Annotated in this window: 12 protein-coding genes; 6 read left to right on the top strand and 6 right to left on the bottom strand. The window is 73.5% G+C overall.

Annotated elements, in window-relative coordinates:
• Positions 1-6: 6 nt before the first annotated feature.
• The 4 genes from IF89_RS0109225 to IF89_RS49600 form a co-directional block, all read right to left on the bottom strand.
• Positions 7-3,981: a type VII secretion protein EccC gene (locus tag IF89_RS0109225; RefSeq protein ID WP_030763937.1), complete on the bottom strand. Its 3,975-nt coding sequence runs from the start codon at positions 3,979-3,981 to the stop codon at positions 7-9.
• Between the two features lie 2 nt (positions 3,982-3,983).
• Positions 3,984-5,360 (bottom strand): ATPase, encoded by a 1,377-nt coding sequence (locus tag IF89_RS37840; RefSeq protein WP_030763935.1) that lies wholly within the window; start codon positions 5,358-5,360, stop codon positions 3,984-3,986.
• A 21-nt stretch (positions 5,361-5,381) separates the two neighbouring features.
• Entirely contained in the window at positions 5,382-6,737 is a 1,356-nt protein-coding gene (gene eccD / locus IF89_RS0109215) for a type VII secretion integral membrane protein EccD (protein WP_030763932.1), read from the bottom strand.
• Positions 6,738-6,849: 112 nt separating this feature from the next.
• Positions 6,850-7,254 carry a hypothetical protein gene (locus tag IF89_RS49600; RefSeq protein ID WP_420706895.1) on the bottom strand — a complete coding sequence of 135 codons (405 nt, stop codon included), beginning with the start codon at positions 7,252-7,254 and terminating at the stop codon, positions 6,850-6,852.
• 224 nt (positions 7,255-7,478) lie between these two features.
• Here IF89_RS49600 and IF89_RS0109205 point away from each other — a divergent pair, with 224 nt between their 5' ends.
• The 3 genes from IF89_RS0109205 to IF89_RS0109195 all read left to right on the top strand — a co-directional run bounded on the left by IF89_RS0109205 (position 7,479) and on the right by IF89_RS0109195 (position 9,954).
• The gene (locus IF89_RS0109205) at positions 7,479-8,003 is read left to right on the top strand and encodes a GNAT family N-acetyltransferase (RefSeq protein WP_043193457.1); all 525 of its coding nucleotides are present in this window, start codon (positions 7,479-7,481) and stop codon (positions 8,001-8,003) included.
• A gap of 82 nt (positions 8,004-8,085) precedes the next feature.
• Positions 8,086-8,601: a SigE family RNA polymerase sigma factor gene (locus IF89_RS0109200; protein WP_030763925.1), complete on the top strand. Its 516-nt coding sequence runs from the start codon at positions 8,086-8,088 to the stop codon at positions 8,599-8,601.
• Between the two features lie 69 nt (positions 8,602-8,670).
• Positions 8,671-9,954 carry a hypothetical protein gene (locus IF89_RS0109195; RefSeq protein WP_030763922.1) on the top strand — a complete coding sequence of 428 codons (1,284 nt, stop codon included), beginning with the start codon at positions 8,671-8,673 and terminating at the stop codon, positions 9,952-9,954.
• A gap of 67 nt (positions 9,955-10,021) precedes the next feature.
• Here the strand turns inward: IF89_RS0109195 and IF89_RS0109190 are convergent, their stop codons facing one another.
• On the bottom strand, positions 10,022-11,755 hold the full coding sequence (locus IF89_RS0109190; protein ID WP_030763920.1) for a bifunctional 3'-5' exonuclease/DNA polymerase: 1,734 nt from the start codon (positions 11,753-11,755) through the stop codon (positions 10,022-10,024).
• Between the two features lie 98 nt (positions 11,756-11,853).
• Between IF89_RS0109190 and IF89_RS0109185 the strand changes: the two genes are divergently transcribed.
• Positions 11,854-13,038: a DUF2786 domain-containing protein gene (locus IF89_RS0109185; RefSeq protein ID WP_030763918.1), complete on the top strand. Its 1,185-nt coding sequence runs from the start codon at positions 11,854-11,856 to the stop codon at positions 13,036-13,038.
• Between the two features lie 131 nt (positions 13,039-13,169).
• Positions 13,170-13,415, top strand: a complete 246-nt coding sequence (locus IF89_RS0109180; RefSeq protein ID WP_030656519.1) for a DUF397 domain-containing protein — start codon at positions 13,170-13,172, stop codon at positions 13,413-13,415.
• 89 nt (positions 13,416-13,504) lie between these two features.
• Here IF89_RS0109180 and IF89_RS0109175 read toward each other — a convergent pair whose 3' ends face one another.
• Positions 13,505-14,014 carry an ATP-binding protein gene (locus tag IF89_RS0109175; RefSeq protein ID WP_078628184.1) on the bottom strand — a complete coding sequence of 170 codons (510 nt, stop codon included), beginning with the start codon at positions 14,012-14,014 and terminating at the stop codon, positions 13,505-13,507.
• Between the two features lie 340 nt (positions 14,015-14,354).
• Between IF89_RS0109175 and IF89_RS0109170 the strand changes: the two genes are divergently transcribed.
• Positions 14,355-15,233, top strand: a complete 879-nt coding sequence (locus IF89_RS0109170; RefSeq protein ID WP_051806906.1) for a helix-turn-helix domain-containing protein — start codon at positions 14,355-14,357, stop codon at positions 15,231-15,233.
• Positions 15,234-15,276: the final 43 nt, after the last annotated feature.

Here is a 15,276-nt window from a genome sequence, read left to right as displayed (position 1 = left end):
GGTCCTTCACTCGGCGGCGTACACGGTCTGGATCAGGCGGTTCGACTGGCCCCGGCGGACGAGGACGCCGCGGCCGGCCGGCTGCTGGGAGGCGTACACGCCCGGGAACAGCTGCCCCTCGCTGCGGTCGCCCGCCATGACGACCGCCGAGGCGCCCGATTCGCGCAGGCCCTGCACCAGCGGCTCGTACATCCCGCGCGAGGCGCCCGCGACCCGGCGGGTCAGGACGAAGTGCAGGCCGATGTCCGCCGCCGACGGGATGTACGGGACGAACGGCGCCAGCGGGGACTGCCCCGCGGTGGTGAGCACGTCGTAGTCGTCGACGAGGACCACGATCCGCGGCCCGCCGCCCCAGCTGCCCGGCTCCAGGTCCTCCAGCGGCGCGCTGTCGTCGGGCAGCCGCCGTTCCAGCTCGGTGGCGATGCCCGCGGCCAGTCCGGCGCACATCTTGGCGTTGTAGGCGTAGCCGCCGTTGAACTCCTCCGGGACGACGCCGCGCAGGCTGCGCCGCGGGTCCATGATGGCGAAGACCAGCTCGTCCTCGCCGTAGCGCTCGATGAGACCGCCGGCGACGGTCTTCAGCAGGTTCGTCTTGCCGCACTCGCTGTCGCCCATGACCAGCAGGTGCTGGTCGTGGTGGAACAGGTCCAGGAGGACGGGAGCCAGCGCGCTCTGGTCGAGGCCGATGGGCACCCGCTTCGGCTCGGCGACCGGGCCGGGCAGCAGGTGGGGCTCCAGCACGTGCGGCAGAACCCGCACGGGCTGTGCGGCGTCGCCGCTCCAGGTGGCGCGGACCGTTCGGGCGGTGCGTTCCAGGACGGCGCCCAGCTCCGAGGTGTCGGTGAGCCCGTCCGTGCGGGGCAGCGCCACCTGCGCGAAGAGCTTGCCGTCGGTGAGGACGCGCCCGGGCTCGTCGGGTGCGAGGGTCTCGGCGAGCTTGCGCTCGATGCTCGATTCGCTGGGGTCGTTCAGGCGCAGCTCGACGCGCGTGCCGAAGTTCGACTGGACGGCGATGCGGACGTCGTTCCAGCGGAGCATGCCCGCGACGACGTGGATGCCGTAGCCGCCGCCGCGCTTGAGGATGTCGACGACGGCGTCGTCGAGCTCCTCGAAGTCGTCGCGCAGCGCACCGAAGCCGTCGATCACCAGGACGATCTCGGCGGAGGCCAGCTGCGGCAGGCGGCCGGCCGCGTGCAGGGTGCGCAGCTGCTCGACGGAGTCGATGCCGTGCTCGCGGAAGAGGTCCTCGCGCAGGGCGAGCATGGTGCGCACCTCCTCGACGGTGCGGGCGGCCCGTTCGCGGTCGGCGCGTCCTGCGATCCCGCCGACGTGCGGCAGGCCGGACAGGGCCTGGAGGCCGCCGCCGACCAGGTCGAGGCCGTAGACGCCGACCTCCTGCGGGGTGTGGGTCAGGGCGAGCGAGAGGACCAGGGTCCGCAGCAGGGTGGTCTTGCCGGACTGCGGGCCGCCGATGACGGCGGCGTGGCCGCCCGCGACGGTCAGGTCGAGGTACCAGCGGCCCTGCCACTGCTTGGTCGGGTCGTCGAGCAGGCCGAGCGGTACGACCATCCGGTCGCGGCGCGCGGTCAGCTGCATGCCGCGGACGCCGACGTCGAGGGGTCCGGCGACGGTGTCCAGGGCGATCGCGTCGGGCAGCGGGGGCAGCCAGATGCGGCGCACCGGGCCGGCCGCGTGCTGGAGCTGCTCGACGATGACGCCCATCTCGGTGGGGCCGGTCTCGCGCCGGCGTGCCGAGGGCTCCTGACCGCCCGCGGCCTCCTGCTCGGAGTGGGAGTTGAAGGCCGCGTACTCCAGGGCGAGCGGGCCGGCGTCCTCGTCCACGGTCCGCTGGACGGGACCCCGGTAGGCGCCGGACACGTAGCTGGCCTTGAACCGCTCGTAGTGGCTGGTGTCCACCTTGAGGTAGCCGAAGCCGGGCAGCGGCGGCAGGTGGAAGGCGTCGGTGGTGTCCAGGACGGTGCGGGACTCGTCGGCGGAGAAGGTGCGCAGGCCCAGCCGGTAGGAGAGGTAGGTGTCCAGGCCCTTGAGCTTGCCGCCCTCGATGCGCTGGCTGGAGAGCAGCAGGTGGACGCCGATGGACCGGCCGATGCGGCCGATGGACAGGAACAGGTCGATGAAGTCGGGCTTGGCGGTGAGGAGCTCGCCGAACTCGTCGATGACGACGAACAGGTGCGGCAACGGGTCCAGGTCGGGCCGGCGGTCGGCGCGCAGGGCCGCGTAGTCGCCGATGTCGGCGACGTTGCCGGCGTCCTTGAGGACCTGCTGGCGGCGCTTGACCTCGCCGGCCAGCGAGGCGTGGACGCGTTCCACGAGCCCGGCCTGGTTCTCCAGGTTGGTGATGACGCCGGCGACGTGCGGGAGGTCGGCGAACGGCGCGAAGGTCGCGCCGCCCTTGTAGTCGACGAGGACCAGGGCGAGGTCCTCCGGCGGGTGCGTGGCCACCAGGGCGAGGACGAGGGTGCGCAGCAGCTCGGACTTGCCGGAGCCGGTCGCGCCGACGCACAGGCCGTGCGGGCCCATGCCCAGCTCGGAGGACTCCTTGAGGTCCAGCAGCACGGGCTCGCGGGAGTCGCTGACGCCGATGGGCACGCGCAGGAAGGCGCGTTCGCCGCGCGGTGCCCACAGGCTCGCGAGGTCCAGGCGGGCCACGTCGTCGATGCCGAGCAGGTCGGCGAAGTCGACGGGTCCGGACAGCGGGGCGTCGACGAGGGACTCGGCGGACAGGCGCAGCGGCGCGAGCATCCGGGCCAGGCCCTCGGCGAAGGGGATGCCGACCTCGTCGACAGTGCCGTGGGCGCTGACAGGTTCGTCCTGGCGCAGGTCCTCGATGAGCACCCGGTCGCCGTCGACGGTGATCCGTACGCCGACGTGCCCCGGTTCCTGGATGCGCTGTTCGAGCAGGTGCAGGACGGTCACGCCCATCTCGCGCAGGCCCACGGCGTCGTCGGGGCGGGGGAGGTCGACGGCGTCCTCACCGTGCCCGTCGGTCACCACCAGCAGCCGCGAGGTCATGGACAGGGCGTCCTTGCCGGACAGTCCGCGGCGCACCTCGGCGGCGTAGGAGGCCCGGCGGCGCAGCTCGGGGCCGATCTGCCGGGCCAGCTGGTCCGCGGAGGGGGCGATGCGGCGGGCCGCGACGGGGCCGTCGAGCTGCTCGGTGTCGAGGAGGTGCGGCATCCACTTCGCCCACTCCCAGTCGGTGATCCGCTCGCCGGGCACGGCCAGCGCGATCGCCACGTCGTCGGGGGCGTGCAGGGCGGCGGCCTGGACGAGCAGGGCGCGGGCGACGCGCAGGCAGTCCTCGCGGGGCCCGATGACGCTGACGTTGCCGACGCGGTCGAGCGGCACGGTCAGCGGGAGTTCGGTGCCGTTGCGGAAGCGGGCGGTGAGAGCCGAGGCCTCGTTCAGCATGAAGAGGTCGGGAGGGGTGAGGACGGTGGAGCCCTGCTGGCCGATCTGGAGGTCGCGTACGGGCATCTCGCCGGTGCCGACGCGCACGCGCAGGAAGTCCCCGTCGACGCGGCGGCGCTCCCACAGCCGGGCGGGGTCGCGGACGATGTCGTACAGGGCGTGCGGCGGCGGGTTCAGGACGTCGGCGTGCTCGCCGCGTTCGCGTTCCTCGGCGGAGAGTTCCTCGCGCAGGTCCTCCAGGTAGGCGAGGTAGGCCTCGCGCTGGGTGCGCCGGGTGCGCTGGGCCTTGCCGCGCTGTGAGAAGACGAGCGCGACCGAGCCGACGATCGTGACGACGAGGATCAGCGCGCCGAGCGCCGCGAACTGGCTGTTGCGGACGACCGTCATCATCACGACGGACGACATGACGCCGGCCACGGGCAGTAGCGACATGGCGATGCTCCCGGCCTTCCCCTCGGGGAGGTTGGGCGGGGCCTCGATGATGCGCGCGGCGGGGGGCGCCGGCGGCCTGACGGTGCGTGCCGGGCGGTGGATCAGTCGGGTACTCATCGTCAGTGGCGCTTCTGGGAGAGCTGGAAGACGTCCGCAGCGAGCCGCGCTGCGGTCTGCCGGGTCGAGTGGGCGAGCAGTTCGGTGCGGAGGTGGCCGCCGTCCGCGAGGTGGCGGTCGTAGGGCAGGACGTGGACGCTGGGTCCCGCGGCCTCCAGGGTGCGGACGGCGTCGGCGAGGTCGACCCCGCAGTGCGGGGCCTGCTCGGTGATGACGACGGAGGTGCTGGCCAGTATGTGCGGGGGCAGGCCCTGCATCCACTGCAGGACGGCGTACGTACTGCTGACGCCGTCGAGGGTGGCGGGGGTCGCCAGGACGCGGGCCTGGGACGCGGACAGGGCGACGCGGGCGACCTCGGCGGGGAGGGTTTCGCAGTCGACGACGGTCACGCCGAAGTAGCGGCGCAGTGCGACCATGGCCCGCTCGTAGGCGCGGGTGTCGAGCATCGCGCCGATCTGGCCCTGGCTGCCGGGCAGCAGCCAGGCGTTGTCGCGGAGTTGGACGAGGTAGCCGGTGATGTCGAGCAGCGACATCTGGGGTTCGACGATGTCCGCGACGTCACCGGTGGTCCAACGCAGGCTCTCGGCGCCGAGCCGGATGGGCAGGGAGCCGAGCGCCGGGTCGGCCTCCACGAAGAGGACCGGGTCCTGCCGGTAGTGCGCGTACGTGGTGCCGAGCAGGGCGGCGACGGTGGACTTGCCGGCGCCGCCGCGGATGGAGGTGACGGCGATCTGGCGGCCGGTAGTCACGGGCTGCTGGAGCAGTTCGGCGGCGCGGGTGGCTTCGGCGACCTCGCGGGCGGCCGACGAGGAAACGGTTCTCCGTACGGCGCGCAGGGCACGGGCGGTGAAGGGCTCGCCGTGCCGGGGCTTGCGGCCAGCAGTCGAGAGCTGCCGGTCCACGGCGGGCTTGGAGTCGGGGGTGGTACGGGTGCGCTGGCCGTGGTCGGCGGCGGCGTACCCGGCCTGGGGCTGGGGCTGCGGGTACGGCTGGGCCTGCGGCGGGAGGTGGCCCTGGGGGCCGGCGGGCACCGCGGCCGGTCCCTGCTGCGGGTATCCGTACGCGGGAGCCGGGGCGGGAGCGTGCCCGCCGGGTCCGGGTGCCGGACGCTGCACCGTGCCGGCGCCCTGCGGTCCGGTGACCGGTACCTGGTGCTGCGGGTGCCCGTGCGCGGGGGCGGCGACGCCCGGGGCGGGCGCCTGCACGGCGGAGCCCCCGGCCGCTTGCCGGTGAGGCCCGGCCTGTGCTGGCCCCTGCACCGGTGCCTGCCCCTGCGCCTGCCCCTGCCCCTGTCCCTGTGCCGGAGCCTGCGCGGGAGGCTGTGCCGCGCCCCGGAGGTCGCGCAGGACGTCGCCCTGCCAGTTCTCTGCGTTCGGCATGTCTGCCCCTGCCCCTCTTCCTCAGAACTTGTTGAGCAGCTGCCCGTACACGCCGAACACCCCGACGGCGAGCGGGAAGAGACCCACCATGCCCACCGATTCGACGAGGTCGGCCGTGCGCCGCAGACGGACCTGCACGTGGTCCGGCGGCTGCACCGCGAGGGCGAGCAGCGGCAGCAGGGCCGCGACGACCAGGACCGCGAGCGGCCCGGCGCCCCCGTCGTGCCCGGTCCACAGCACCACCAGGCGTACGACGAGCAGGGCCGCAGCGGCGATCAGTGCCACGACCTCGGCGACCAGCGGGAAGGCGCGGGCCCGCGACAGCAGGACGACGGCGACGACGCACGGCAGCGCGACCGTCCACACGGAGGGCTTCTCGGCGAGCGTCAGCAGCCAGCCGGCGGCCGCCGCCGAGGCCGCCGTGACGATCGTGGCGAGGGCGAGCCCGCGGTGCGTGGCGGCGAGGGCGTTGCCCACCTCGTGGCGGCTGACGGAGGCACCGCCGGAGCGGCGGTCGTCGAGTGCCGTGAGGCCCGAGGCCATGAGCGCGAGCCGTGGCAGCAGGCCGAGCAGCACGACGGAGACCAGGGCCATGACCGCACCGAGCCGCGCCGGATCGTCCTGGACGGCGGCGACGGCCTCCCACAGTCCGGTGATCACGGCGGTGGCCGCGGCGCCGATGAGTCCGCCGCGGCCGAGCGGCGAGAAGTGGCCGAGCAGGGCCAGGGTGAGGACCAACGCGCCGGCGACGGCGGCGAGTCGTGCGGTGCCCGGCCAGCCGTGTGCGTCGGCGGCGGTCCACGCGGCGAGGACGCCCAGGCCGCCGGCGGCGAGCAACAGCGCCGTCGCCAGGCCGCGGTTGCCCTGGCCGATCCGTGAGACGAGCGCACCGGCCGCCATCAGGACGAGCGTGACCACCGCCAGGGCCCCGGCCAGTGCCCCGAGGGCGAACTCCTGGCGGGCGAGCAGCGCCGCGGTCACCGTGAAGGCGACGGTCGCCACGCCCGCGCTGCCCCGCCGGGCGGCGGGCCGCCAGCGCCAGGCCTGGAGGTCGAGGTCGTCCGAGACCAGGTCGGTGACGTCGTGGACCACCGGGGCGGGCGGAGCAGCGTGGCTGCGGACCAGCCGCAGCACGGCACCGTCGGCTATGCCGGCCGTCGCCAGCGTGCTGTCGTGCGGCAGCGCGGAGCCGTCCGGGGCGATCAGCTGACGGGTCAGCGGACGCGACGCGGCCCGGTCGTCGAGCAGTTGGAGCACGTCCGGGAGCAGTTGCCCGATCGGCGTGTCGGACGGCAGGACCATGTCGGCGCGGCGCCGCTCGCCGATCAGGGTCACCCGGCTGAGTTGCGCCCGGGAAGTCGTTGTTGTGCTCACCACGTGCGGGAACCTATCATCGCGGGTTTGCGGCCTTTCGGGGCGAAGGGGGACATGGCGCCGTTGCCGGACCGTGAACTCTCCCGGATCTGCACGCCGGCTGCTGCTGCTTCCTCTACGACTTGACCGGCCCGGGCGACCGGTCCGCGTGCGAGGGCGTGGGCTCTGACGTCTTCTTCGGCGGTTTCGGGGACTTCGACGCGGACGGGCTCGCGGGCGGACCGGACGGCTTCGGCGGCGTCGCGGGCTGCCCGTACGGCTGCAGCCGGCCCTGCTGTTGCTGTTGCTGTTGCTGCTTGTGCTGCTCGGCCTTCTGCTTCGCGAGGGTGTGCTGGATGAAGGACCAGCCGACGCACCCCGCGCACAGGACGGCCGCGATGGCGATGCCGGCGAACAGCTTCCCGAGCCGCTCGTCCGCCGTGCGCCGCGCCCGCTGGGCGCCGAAGAGCAGCGCGTCCCTCATCCTGCGGCGGCGTACCGCCACCGACTCCAGAAGCTGGCTGTCGTAGTCACGTGCCATCTGTCGTCCGTCGCCCCAGTCCCGGCTCGTCGAGCACCTGCCACCGCTCCAGGGCGCGGCTCCTGCGTCGCGCCATGTGGAACCCCCGTGTTTTGCCTCTGCAACATAGAGCATGTGTACGGATCCGGCACATCCGGTCCGAGCGCCGGGCTGCACCCGGCCGAACGCGCGTCGTAGCGTGGGCACTTCGAGGCGGCGCGCCACGCACACACCGGGAGAGGCACATGAGCGGTCGGGCAGCACAGGAGCAGGTCGGCGGGTCCGCCGGGGGCGACCCGGGTGTCGTGGTCCGGGCGGCCGGCGAGGCGGACGTGGACACGGCGGCCGCGCTCTTCCGCGGCTACCTCGACTTCTACGAGGTGGAGGTGAAGGACGCGGACGCCCCGCGGGCCTTCCTCGCGGAGCGGCTCGCGAGGGACGAGTCGCTGGTCCTGCTCGCGGACGTGCCCGGTGCCGGGACCGTCGGCTTCGCCCAGGTGTACCGGGCCTTCTCCTCCCTGACGTTGTCGACGGCCTGGATCCTCAACGACCTCTACGTCGCTCCTGGAGGCCGCCGCACCGGCGCGGGCCGGGCGCTGCTGCGGGAGGTGCTGCGGCGGGCGCGCGCCGCCGGGGTGACGGGCGTCCAGCTGGAGACGGCGTACGACAACACCGCCGCGCAGGGGCTGTACGAGGCGGAGGGCTTCGTCCGTGAGCAGTTCCACGTGTACTTCCACGACCTGGGCGGTGTGATTCCGCCCGAGGGGTGAAACATTTCCGCACCGCCGTCGCGTCGAAGGAGTGGGACGGACGCGAGGGGCAGTGGGACGGACGCGAGGGGGAGGGGAGTGGATGCGACAGGGGCGCAGGGACGGGTTCCGCGAGTTCGCGGCGAGCCGGGCGGGGCACCTGTACCGATCGGCATGCCTGTTGGCGAGCGGGGACACGCATCTCGCCGAGGACCTGGTGCAGGAGACCCTGGGCCGGATGTACCTGCACTGGCGCCGGATCGCCCGCGTGGACAATCCGGCGGCGTATGCGCAGACGGTGCTGGTACGCGCCTACCTGACGCACCGGCGCCGCCGGTCGGCGGGGGAGCGGCCGGTCGGGCGGTTCCCCGACACCGGGGCGGTGGCTGCCGCCGGCAGCGATCCGGTCCTGCGGATGACGCTGCTGGAGGCGCTGGGGCGGCTGACGCCGAAGGACCGGGCGGTCCTGGTCCTGCGCTACTGGGAGGACCGCAGCGTCGAGGAGACGGCCGACGCGATGAACGTCAGCTCCGCAGCCGTGCGGACCCGCACCACGCGGGCGCTGGCCCGGCTCCGGGACCAACTGGGCGACAGTCCGGCGGCCTTCACGGAGCACTGAGGCGCCCGCCCCGACCCGCCCCCTGGCACCGCCCACCCCACCCCCCTGAAACGGAAGGTCTCAGGCCTCATGCCCTTCGAAGATGATCTCGGCGCGGCCCTCCGGCGGACGGGGAGCGCCTTCACGGCCGACCGGCACGCCCTGGTGGACGCCGGCGAGGAGCGCGGGCGGCGGCTGGTGGCGCGCCGCCGGGCCGCGGTGGTCGGCGGTTGCGGGCTGGCCCTGGCCGTCATCGCGACGGCGGGCGCCTACGGCGGCGGCCTCCTCGACGGCCCGGGCGGCGGAGCGCAGGGGACCGACATCGCGGCGCAGCCCGCTCCGGACGGCGGTCCCGGCGCCGACGGTGAAGCGCCGGGCGGCGGAGCGGGCAGGTCCCGGGTCGGCAGCGGCGCGGTCGGCGCGGAACAGATGGTCGCCCATCTGAAGGACGCCCTGGGGGGCGGGCGGCTGACCGCCGCGACGGGACGCGGTACCGAGAGCGAGACGGGCCCGGCGGCCTTCGGCGTGTACGACGACGGGAGGGGGAAGGCGGCCGTCGACGTCGCCCTCTCCCGGGTGGATCCCGGCGGCAGCCGGGCCGCCGCGCTCACCCGGTGCGGTGACAAGAACCTCCTGCGTTACGACGACTGCCGCACCGAGCAGCTGCCGGACGGTTCGAAGCTGATGGTCTTCAAGGGGTACGAGTACGCCGACCGCCGCGTGGACACCAAGTGCTGGCAGGCCGTGCTGGTGACCCCGCAGGGCTTCTCCGTGACGGCCTCCGAGTGGAACGCTCCGGCGCAGAAGGGTGCGGCCGTCTCCCGGCCGGAGCCGCCGCTGTCCAGTGAGCGATTGAAGGCACTGGTCACCTCGCCGGTGTGGCTCACGGCGCTGAACGACCTGCCGGCCGCCGAGCGGGACCCGGTCCGGCAGGGGGCCGGACCGGACGCGGCGCTGAAGGACCGCAACGCCGGAGACGCCCTGGAGACGCTGCTGGCCCCGTTCGGTATCCCGGTCGCCTCCAAGGGCGGGCAGGAGTCGTACGGCTACGCGGTGCTGGACGACGGCAAGGGACTGTCCCTGGTGCAGCTGAACGTCTCCCACGGCGAGGCCCCCTCGGTCTTCTCCTCCCCCGATGTGGCCGTCCGGCCCGACGGTACGAAGGTCGTGGTCACGCAGGGGGCCGGCGAGAAGGGCAGGGGCGTGACCCAGTGGAGGGTGGCCACCCTGCGCTCGAACGGCCTGCTGGTCACGGTCTCCGCCTTCAACGCCGCCAACCAGTTCGGCCCCGCCACCCGCGAGGCGCCCGCGCTCACGCTGCAACGGCTGAAGGAGATCGCGCTCGCGCCGGGATGGAACGGCGACGCCGGCTAGGGCGGGTCTCTTGACCCATGCCGGGCTCGCGGGGGCCGCCCCGATCCACAAGACACACCCCAGGGGCTCACTTGGCGTCGGCGTAGCACTCCACGACCGCCGTGGTGAAGGGGAACCGGACCGGGGTGTCGCCGAAGGCGATCCGGCCGGCCCGGTCACCGGCGGCGCGGATCGCCTCCACCACCGCCGCGGCCTCCTCGGCGGGGCAGTGCACCAGCACCTCGTCGTGCTGGAAGAACACCAGCTCCGCGCGCATCCCGGCGGTCGCCTGCCGCAGGGCCGCCAGCATGAGCAGGGCCCAGTCGGCGGCGCTGCCCTGGACGACGAAGTTGCGGGTGAAGCGGCCGCGGGCCCGGGTGTTGGTGGAGGCGTGACCGGGGGTCCAGCCGTCCTCCCGTCCCTGCGGGGCCCCGGCGTCGATCCCGTCGGGACCGCCGCCGGGATCGACGCCGCCGTCGCCGGCTTCGTACCCCTCGCCGGAGCCGGCGGGCGGCGGGCAGGTGCGGCCGAGCCAGGTGCGGACGAGCCGGCCCTCCTCGCCGGCCTTCGCCGCGTCGTCCACGTAGGCGACGGCCCGGGGGAAGCGGCGGCGCAGCGCGGCCAGGTTCTTCAGGCCGTCCCCGGAGGTCTGCCCGTAGACGGCGCCGAGCACGGCGATCTTGGCCTTGTCGCGGTCGCCGGAGAAGCCCTGGCGTGAGACGGCGGTGTAGAGGTCCTCGGGCCGGCCGGCCACCTCCATGAAAGCGGGGTCGCGGGAGATGGCGGCGAGCACGCGCGGTTCCATCTGGTCGGCGTCGGCGACGACGAGCCGCCAGCCCGGGTCGGCGACGACGGCCCGGCGGATCACCTTCGGGATCTGCAGCGCCCCGCCGCCGTTGGTGACCCAGCGGCCGGTGAGGGTCCCGCCCGGGACGAACTCCGGGCGGAAGCGGCCCGCATGGACCCAGTCGCCGAGCCAGCTCCAGCCGTGGGCGGTGTAGATCCGGTACAGCTTCTTGTACTCGATCAGCGGCTCGACGGCCGGATGGTCCAGCTCCTGGATCTCCCAGCGGCGCGTGGACCTCAGCTTGATCCCGTCCTTGGCGAAGGCCTTGACGACCTCCGCGGGCAGGTCGGGGCGCACGCGCCGGCCGAAGGCGGCCGAGACGCGGTCGGCGAGCTCGGCGAGGCGCCGGGGCTCTCCGCCGCCCCCGTACCGCTCGCCGAGCAGCTCGGTCAGCAGGGCGCGGTGCACGTCGGCCCGCCAGGGCAGACCCGCCCGGTGCATCTCGGCGGCGAGGAGGAAGGCCGCGGACTCGGCTGCCACGAGCAGCCGCATCCGGTCGGGGTGCTCGGTGGCGCCGAGCCGGACGGCCTGGTCGGCGTGGACGGCGAGCAGGGCGTCCAGGGGGAGCGGGGCGGCGGGCTGCGGGTCGAAGAGCGGGTCCTGCGCGCGGGGGTCTGCGGCGCGCTGCGGCGGGTCGGGCGGTACGGGCGCATGGTGCAGGCGCGCCCAGGCGGCGGCCGCCGAGCGGGGCTCGCCGGACCGGCCCTCGTGGCCGAGGAGCAGCAGCTCGGCGTCCTCGATGTCGTGGCACCGCTCGACGCGGACGCCGGCCGCGAGCAGGCGCGGATACACGGCGGCGGTGGACCGCCATACCCAGCGGGTGCCGGGCGGGGCGGAGCGGATCGCCTCGGCGGGGTCGCGGACGCGCAGCAGGGGCCCGTCCGCCCGGGCGGCGCCGGCGGGGGGCACGGGGGCGGCCTGCCACCACCCGTCGCCGTCCTCGGCGAGGGCCCACCGGGGAGTGCGGTCGCTCATGGGTGCGAGTGTCCCACCGGGGTCCGACAGCGGCGCCGGGACGGGCCGTCCGGCCGCCGGAAACGGGGCGCGACGGCGCACATGCCAAGCTGAGCGGTGTGAGAGACCTTGCCGATACCGTCGACCGCGCCTTCGCCGCAGCCCTGTACGCCCAGGACGACGCCGGTCTGGACACCGGTGCCTCGCTGCTCGTCGCCGATCCCGGGGGCTGGCCGGGTGTGGGCCGCGAGCTGCTGGCGCGCGGGGAGGCGTACGTACGGCAGGGCTGGGAGCGGGGCTGGCAGCCGGCCGACCTGCTGCGGCTGGTCCGCCGCGACCTCGACGAGCGGCACCTGCGGATCGCCGGGGACCTGATCGCCGCCGAAGCGCGCCGCTACGCGCGGCTCCCGGAGCGCTGGAGCACCGCCGAGGTGTGGTGGAAGGACGACGAGGAGTACGCCGACGGCCTCGCCCGACGGGAGCGGGCCGACCGGTTCACGCTCGCCACCGCCGTCCTGGAGGTGCTGCGGCTGCTGATCCGGCTGCCCTCGATCGAGCCGGTGGGGCCGCTGCCCGGCGACCCGGTCGACGCCCTCGCGGAGCACGCCCACATCGAACCGCGCATGCTGGGCCGCATCCGGGCCCTGCTCGCCAAGGCCGAGGCGACCACCTTCCCGGAGGAGGCCGAGGCGCTCAGCGGCAAGGCCCAGGAGCTGATGGCCCGGCACACCGTGGACGAAGCCGTCCTCGCGGCGAGCGGCAGGGGACCGGTCCAGGTACCGGCGGCCTGCCGGATCGGGGTCGAGGCGCCCTACGAGGAGGCGAAGGCGGTCCTGCTCGACGCGGTGGCCACCGCCAACCGCTGCCGGGCGGTGTGGAACAGCGGCTTCGGGTTCTCCACGGTGGTCGGGTTCGAGAGCGACCTGGAGGCGGTGGAGCTGCTGTACACCTCGCTCCTGGTGCAGGGGACGGCCGCGATGACGCGGGCCGAGGCCGTGCAGCGGTCGGGTGGACGCAAACGCACCAAGACCTTCCGGCAGTCGTTCCTGCTGGCCTACGCCGGCCGGCTCGGCCACCGGCTCGCCGAGACGGCCGAGCACGCGGCGGGCGAGGCCCCGGACAACCTGCCGGCCCTGGTGGCCCGCGACGTGGCGGTCACCTCACGGGCGGAGGAGATGTTCCCGCGGACCACCACCACCCGGCTGCGCGGCGCCACCGACCAGGCGGGCTGGGAGGACGGCACGGCGGCCGCCGACCGGGCCCACATGGGCGGCCGCCGGCGCCCGGCGCTCCCCGAGACGTAGACGTCCGACGGAGCGCGGACCTGTCTGTGATCACTGGAACACCCCGCGTGCACGTGCATCTGCGCATGCAGCAGCTGGTGAACACAGCTATGATCCGGTGGAGTTGACATCTGCACTATCGGGGGCTTCCTGTGGACCACGCGTACAACGGGATGGCAGCTGCAGAACTCGCTTCCTTGTTTGAGCTGACGTGGCAGAAGAGCAGACACAGCAACTCGCAGGGTTCCTGCGTGGAGTTCGCGAAGCTGCCCGGAGGCGATGTCGCCATGCGCAATTCGCGCTTCCCGGACGGTCCGGCGCTCGTCTACACGCCGGCCGAGATAGAAGCCCTGCTCCTGGGCGTCAAGGACGGCGAGTTCGATCACTTGATCGGCTGACGGAACGGCGCATTCATCACGCCATGCACGTGCACCGGCCGGAACCGATCGCAGGGATCGGTTCCGGCCGGTCGGCGTGTACGGGACGCTCAGTCGTGGAGCAGGAACAGCGCCCAGACCACCTTGCCGGTCAGCCTCCCGGCCAGCGGATGCCAGCCCCAGCTGTCGCTGTAGGAGTCCACCAGGAACAGTCCGCGCCCGGACTCCAGGTCGAAGTTCTCCTCGGTCCGCTCGGGCGAGAACGCCCCGCCCGGCCGGTCCTCGCTGGGGTCGCGCACCGCGCACACCAGCCGTGTGCTCCACCGCATCAGGTGCAGCCGCACCGGCGGCTCCGGCTCGGCGTCCGGCCCCCGCGAGTCCTCCGGCAGGGCGTGCCGCAGCGCGTTGGTGACGAGTTCGGAGACGACCAGGGCGACATCGTCGAAGCGCTCGTCCAGACCCCACTGGGACAGGGTCGAGCGGGTGAAAGTGCGCGCGCCCCGCACCGCGTCGAACCGCGCGGGCAGAGCGCAGGAGGCGGACCCGGAGACAGCCGTGGGGTCGACCGGGGGAAGCCCCTGCCGTAACGGCTCGAGCATGGTCGATCCATTCGTCCCCATGCGAGGCACTCCCGGGATTCGCGGACGAAGCGGTGGCTTGTGTCCAAAGAGAACTGCGGGGTGGGTCCCGCGCCGGCGCGAAGAGCACGCAGGTGCGCGGGGACCATCGTTCCGAATGGCCGGGCCGGATGCAAGGGCAGATGCACGTGCACGCGCCGGACCTGTCCGCTCCCGTGACGGTTCTTGCTCATTTCTTCCTACGCATACTTACGGTCTTCTTTCCCTGAGGTCGGGATTCCGTTACAGAACGAGTACGGCCCGATGCGTTTTGGTGGCAGACTGCGGCCTCTGGGGTACGGGGGCCCCGAGACGCCGCGCACACCACGCGCACGCCAATGCGATGGGGAGGGCAGTACTAGTGACCGCAGAAACCAGCGGTTCTGTGGTGCGCCGCATCCTCCTGGGCTCCCAGCTCAGGCGACTCCGAGAATCCCGCGGCATCACCCGTGAGGCGGCCGGCTACTCGATCCGCGCATCCGAATCGAAGATCAGCCGCTTGGAGTTGGGAAGGGTGAGCTTCAAGGCAAGGGACGTGGAGGACCTCCTCACGCTCTACGGAGTCACGGACAGCACCGAGCGCGAGTCCCTGCTGGGGCTGGTCCGCGAGGCCAACGCGACCGGCTGGTGGCACAGTTACGGTGACGTGCTGCCGGGCTGGTTCCAGACCTACATCGGGCTGGAGGGTGCCGCGTCGCTCATCCGCGTCTATGAGGTGCAGTTCGTCCACGGGCTGCTGCAGACCGAGGCCTACGCCCACGCCGTCGTCAGCCGCGGCATGCCCGGCGCCACCGCCGCCGAGATCGACCGCCGCGTAGCGCTGCGCCTGGAGCGCCAGAAGGTCCTCGTCTCCGAGAGCGCCCCCGTGTTCCACGCCGTCCTGGACGAGGCGGCCCTGCGCCGCCCGTACGGCGACCGCAACGTCATGCGCGGCCAGCTGGAGCACCTCATCGAGATCTCCGAGCGGCCCAACGTGCAGCTCCAGGTGATGCCCTTCTCCTTCGGCGGGCACGCGGGCGAGAGCGGTGCCTTCACCCTGCTGCGCTTCCCCGAGTCGGACCTGCAGGACATCGTCTATCTGGAACAGCTCACCAGCGCCCTCTACCTGGACAAGGACGAGGAAGTGGGGCAGTACGGGCGTGCGATGGAGCGTCTGCAGGCCGACTGCCCCGACCCCGACCGGACCCGGGATCTTCTCCGCGGCCTACTCCAACTGTCTTGATCCGCACGTAGTATGACGTCTGATCAGTGCATGATGACCGATC

Origin of the sequence: Streptomyces sp. NRRL F-2664 (assembly GCF_000719345.1) — a bacterium.
In the GTDB taxonomy this organism is placed as follows: Bacteria; Actinomycetota; Actinomycetes; order Streptomycetales; family Streptomycetaceae; genus Streptomyces.
This window is presented reverse-complemented; position numbering and strand designations above follow the sequence as displayed.

What these genes read in the sequence shown, in the direction of transcription:
- IF89_RS0109225 (WP_030763937.1), bottom strand. Translation starts at nt 3,981, where the DNA reads ATGAGTACCCGACTGATCCACCGCCCGGCACGCACCGTCAGGCCGCCG.
- IF89_RS37840 (WP_030763935.1), bottom strand. Translation starts at nt 5,360, where the DNA reads ATGCCGAACGCAGAGAACTGGCAGGGCGACGTCCTGCGCGACCTCCGG.
- IF89_RS49600 (WP_420706895.1), bottom strand. Translation starts at nt 7,254, where the DNA reads ATGGCACGTGACTACGACAGCCAGCTTCTGGAGTCGGTGGCGGTACGC.
- IF89_RS0109205 (WP_043193457.1), top strand. Translation starts at nt 7,479, where the DNA reads ATGAGCGGTCGGGCAGCACAGGAGCAGGTCGGCGGGTCCGCCGGGGGC.
- IF89_RS0109200 (WP_030763925.1), top strand. Translation starts at nt 8,086, where the DNA reads ATGCGACAGGGGCGCAGGGACGGGTTCCGCGAGTTCGCGGCGAGCCGG.
- IF89_RS0109195 (WP_030763922.1), top strand. Translation starts at nt 8,671, where the DNA reads ATGCCCTTCGAAGATGATCTCGGCGCGGCCCTCCGGCGGACGGGGAGC.
- IF89_RS0109190 (WP_030763920.1), bottom strand. Translation starts at nt 11,755, where the DNA reads ATGAGCGACCGCACTCCCCGGTGGGCCCTCGCCGAGGACGGCGACGGG.
- IF89_RS0109175 (WP_078628184.1), bottom strand. Translation starts at nt 14,014, where the DNA reads ATGGGGACGAATGGATCGACCATGCTCGAGCCGTTACGGCAGGGGCTT.
- IF89_RS0109170 (WP_051806906.1), top strand. Translation starts at nt 14,355, where the DNA reads ATGGGGAGGGCAGTACTAGTGACCGCAGAAACCAGCGGTTCTGTGGTG.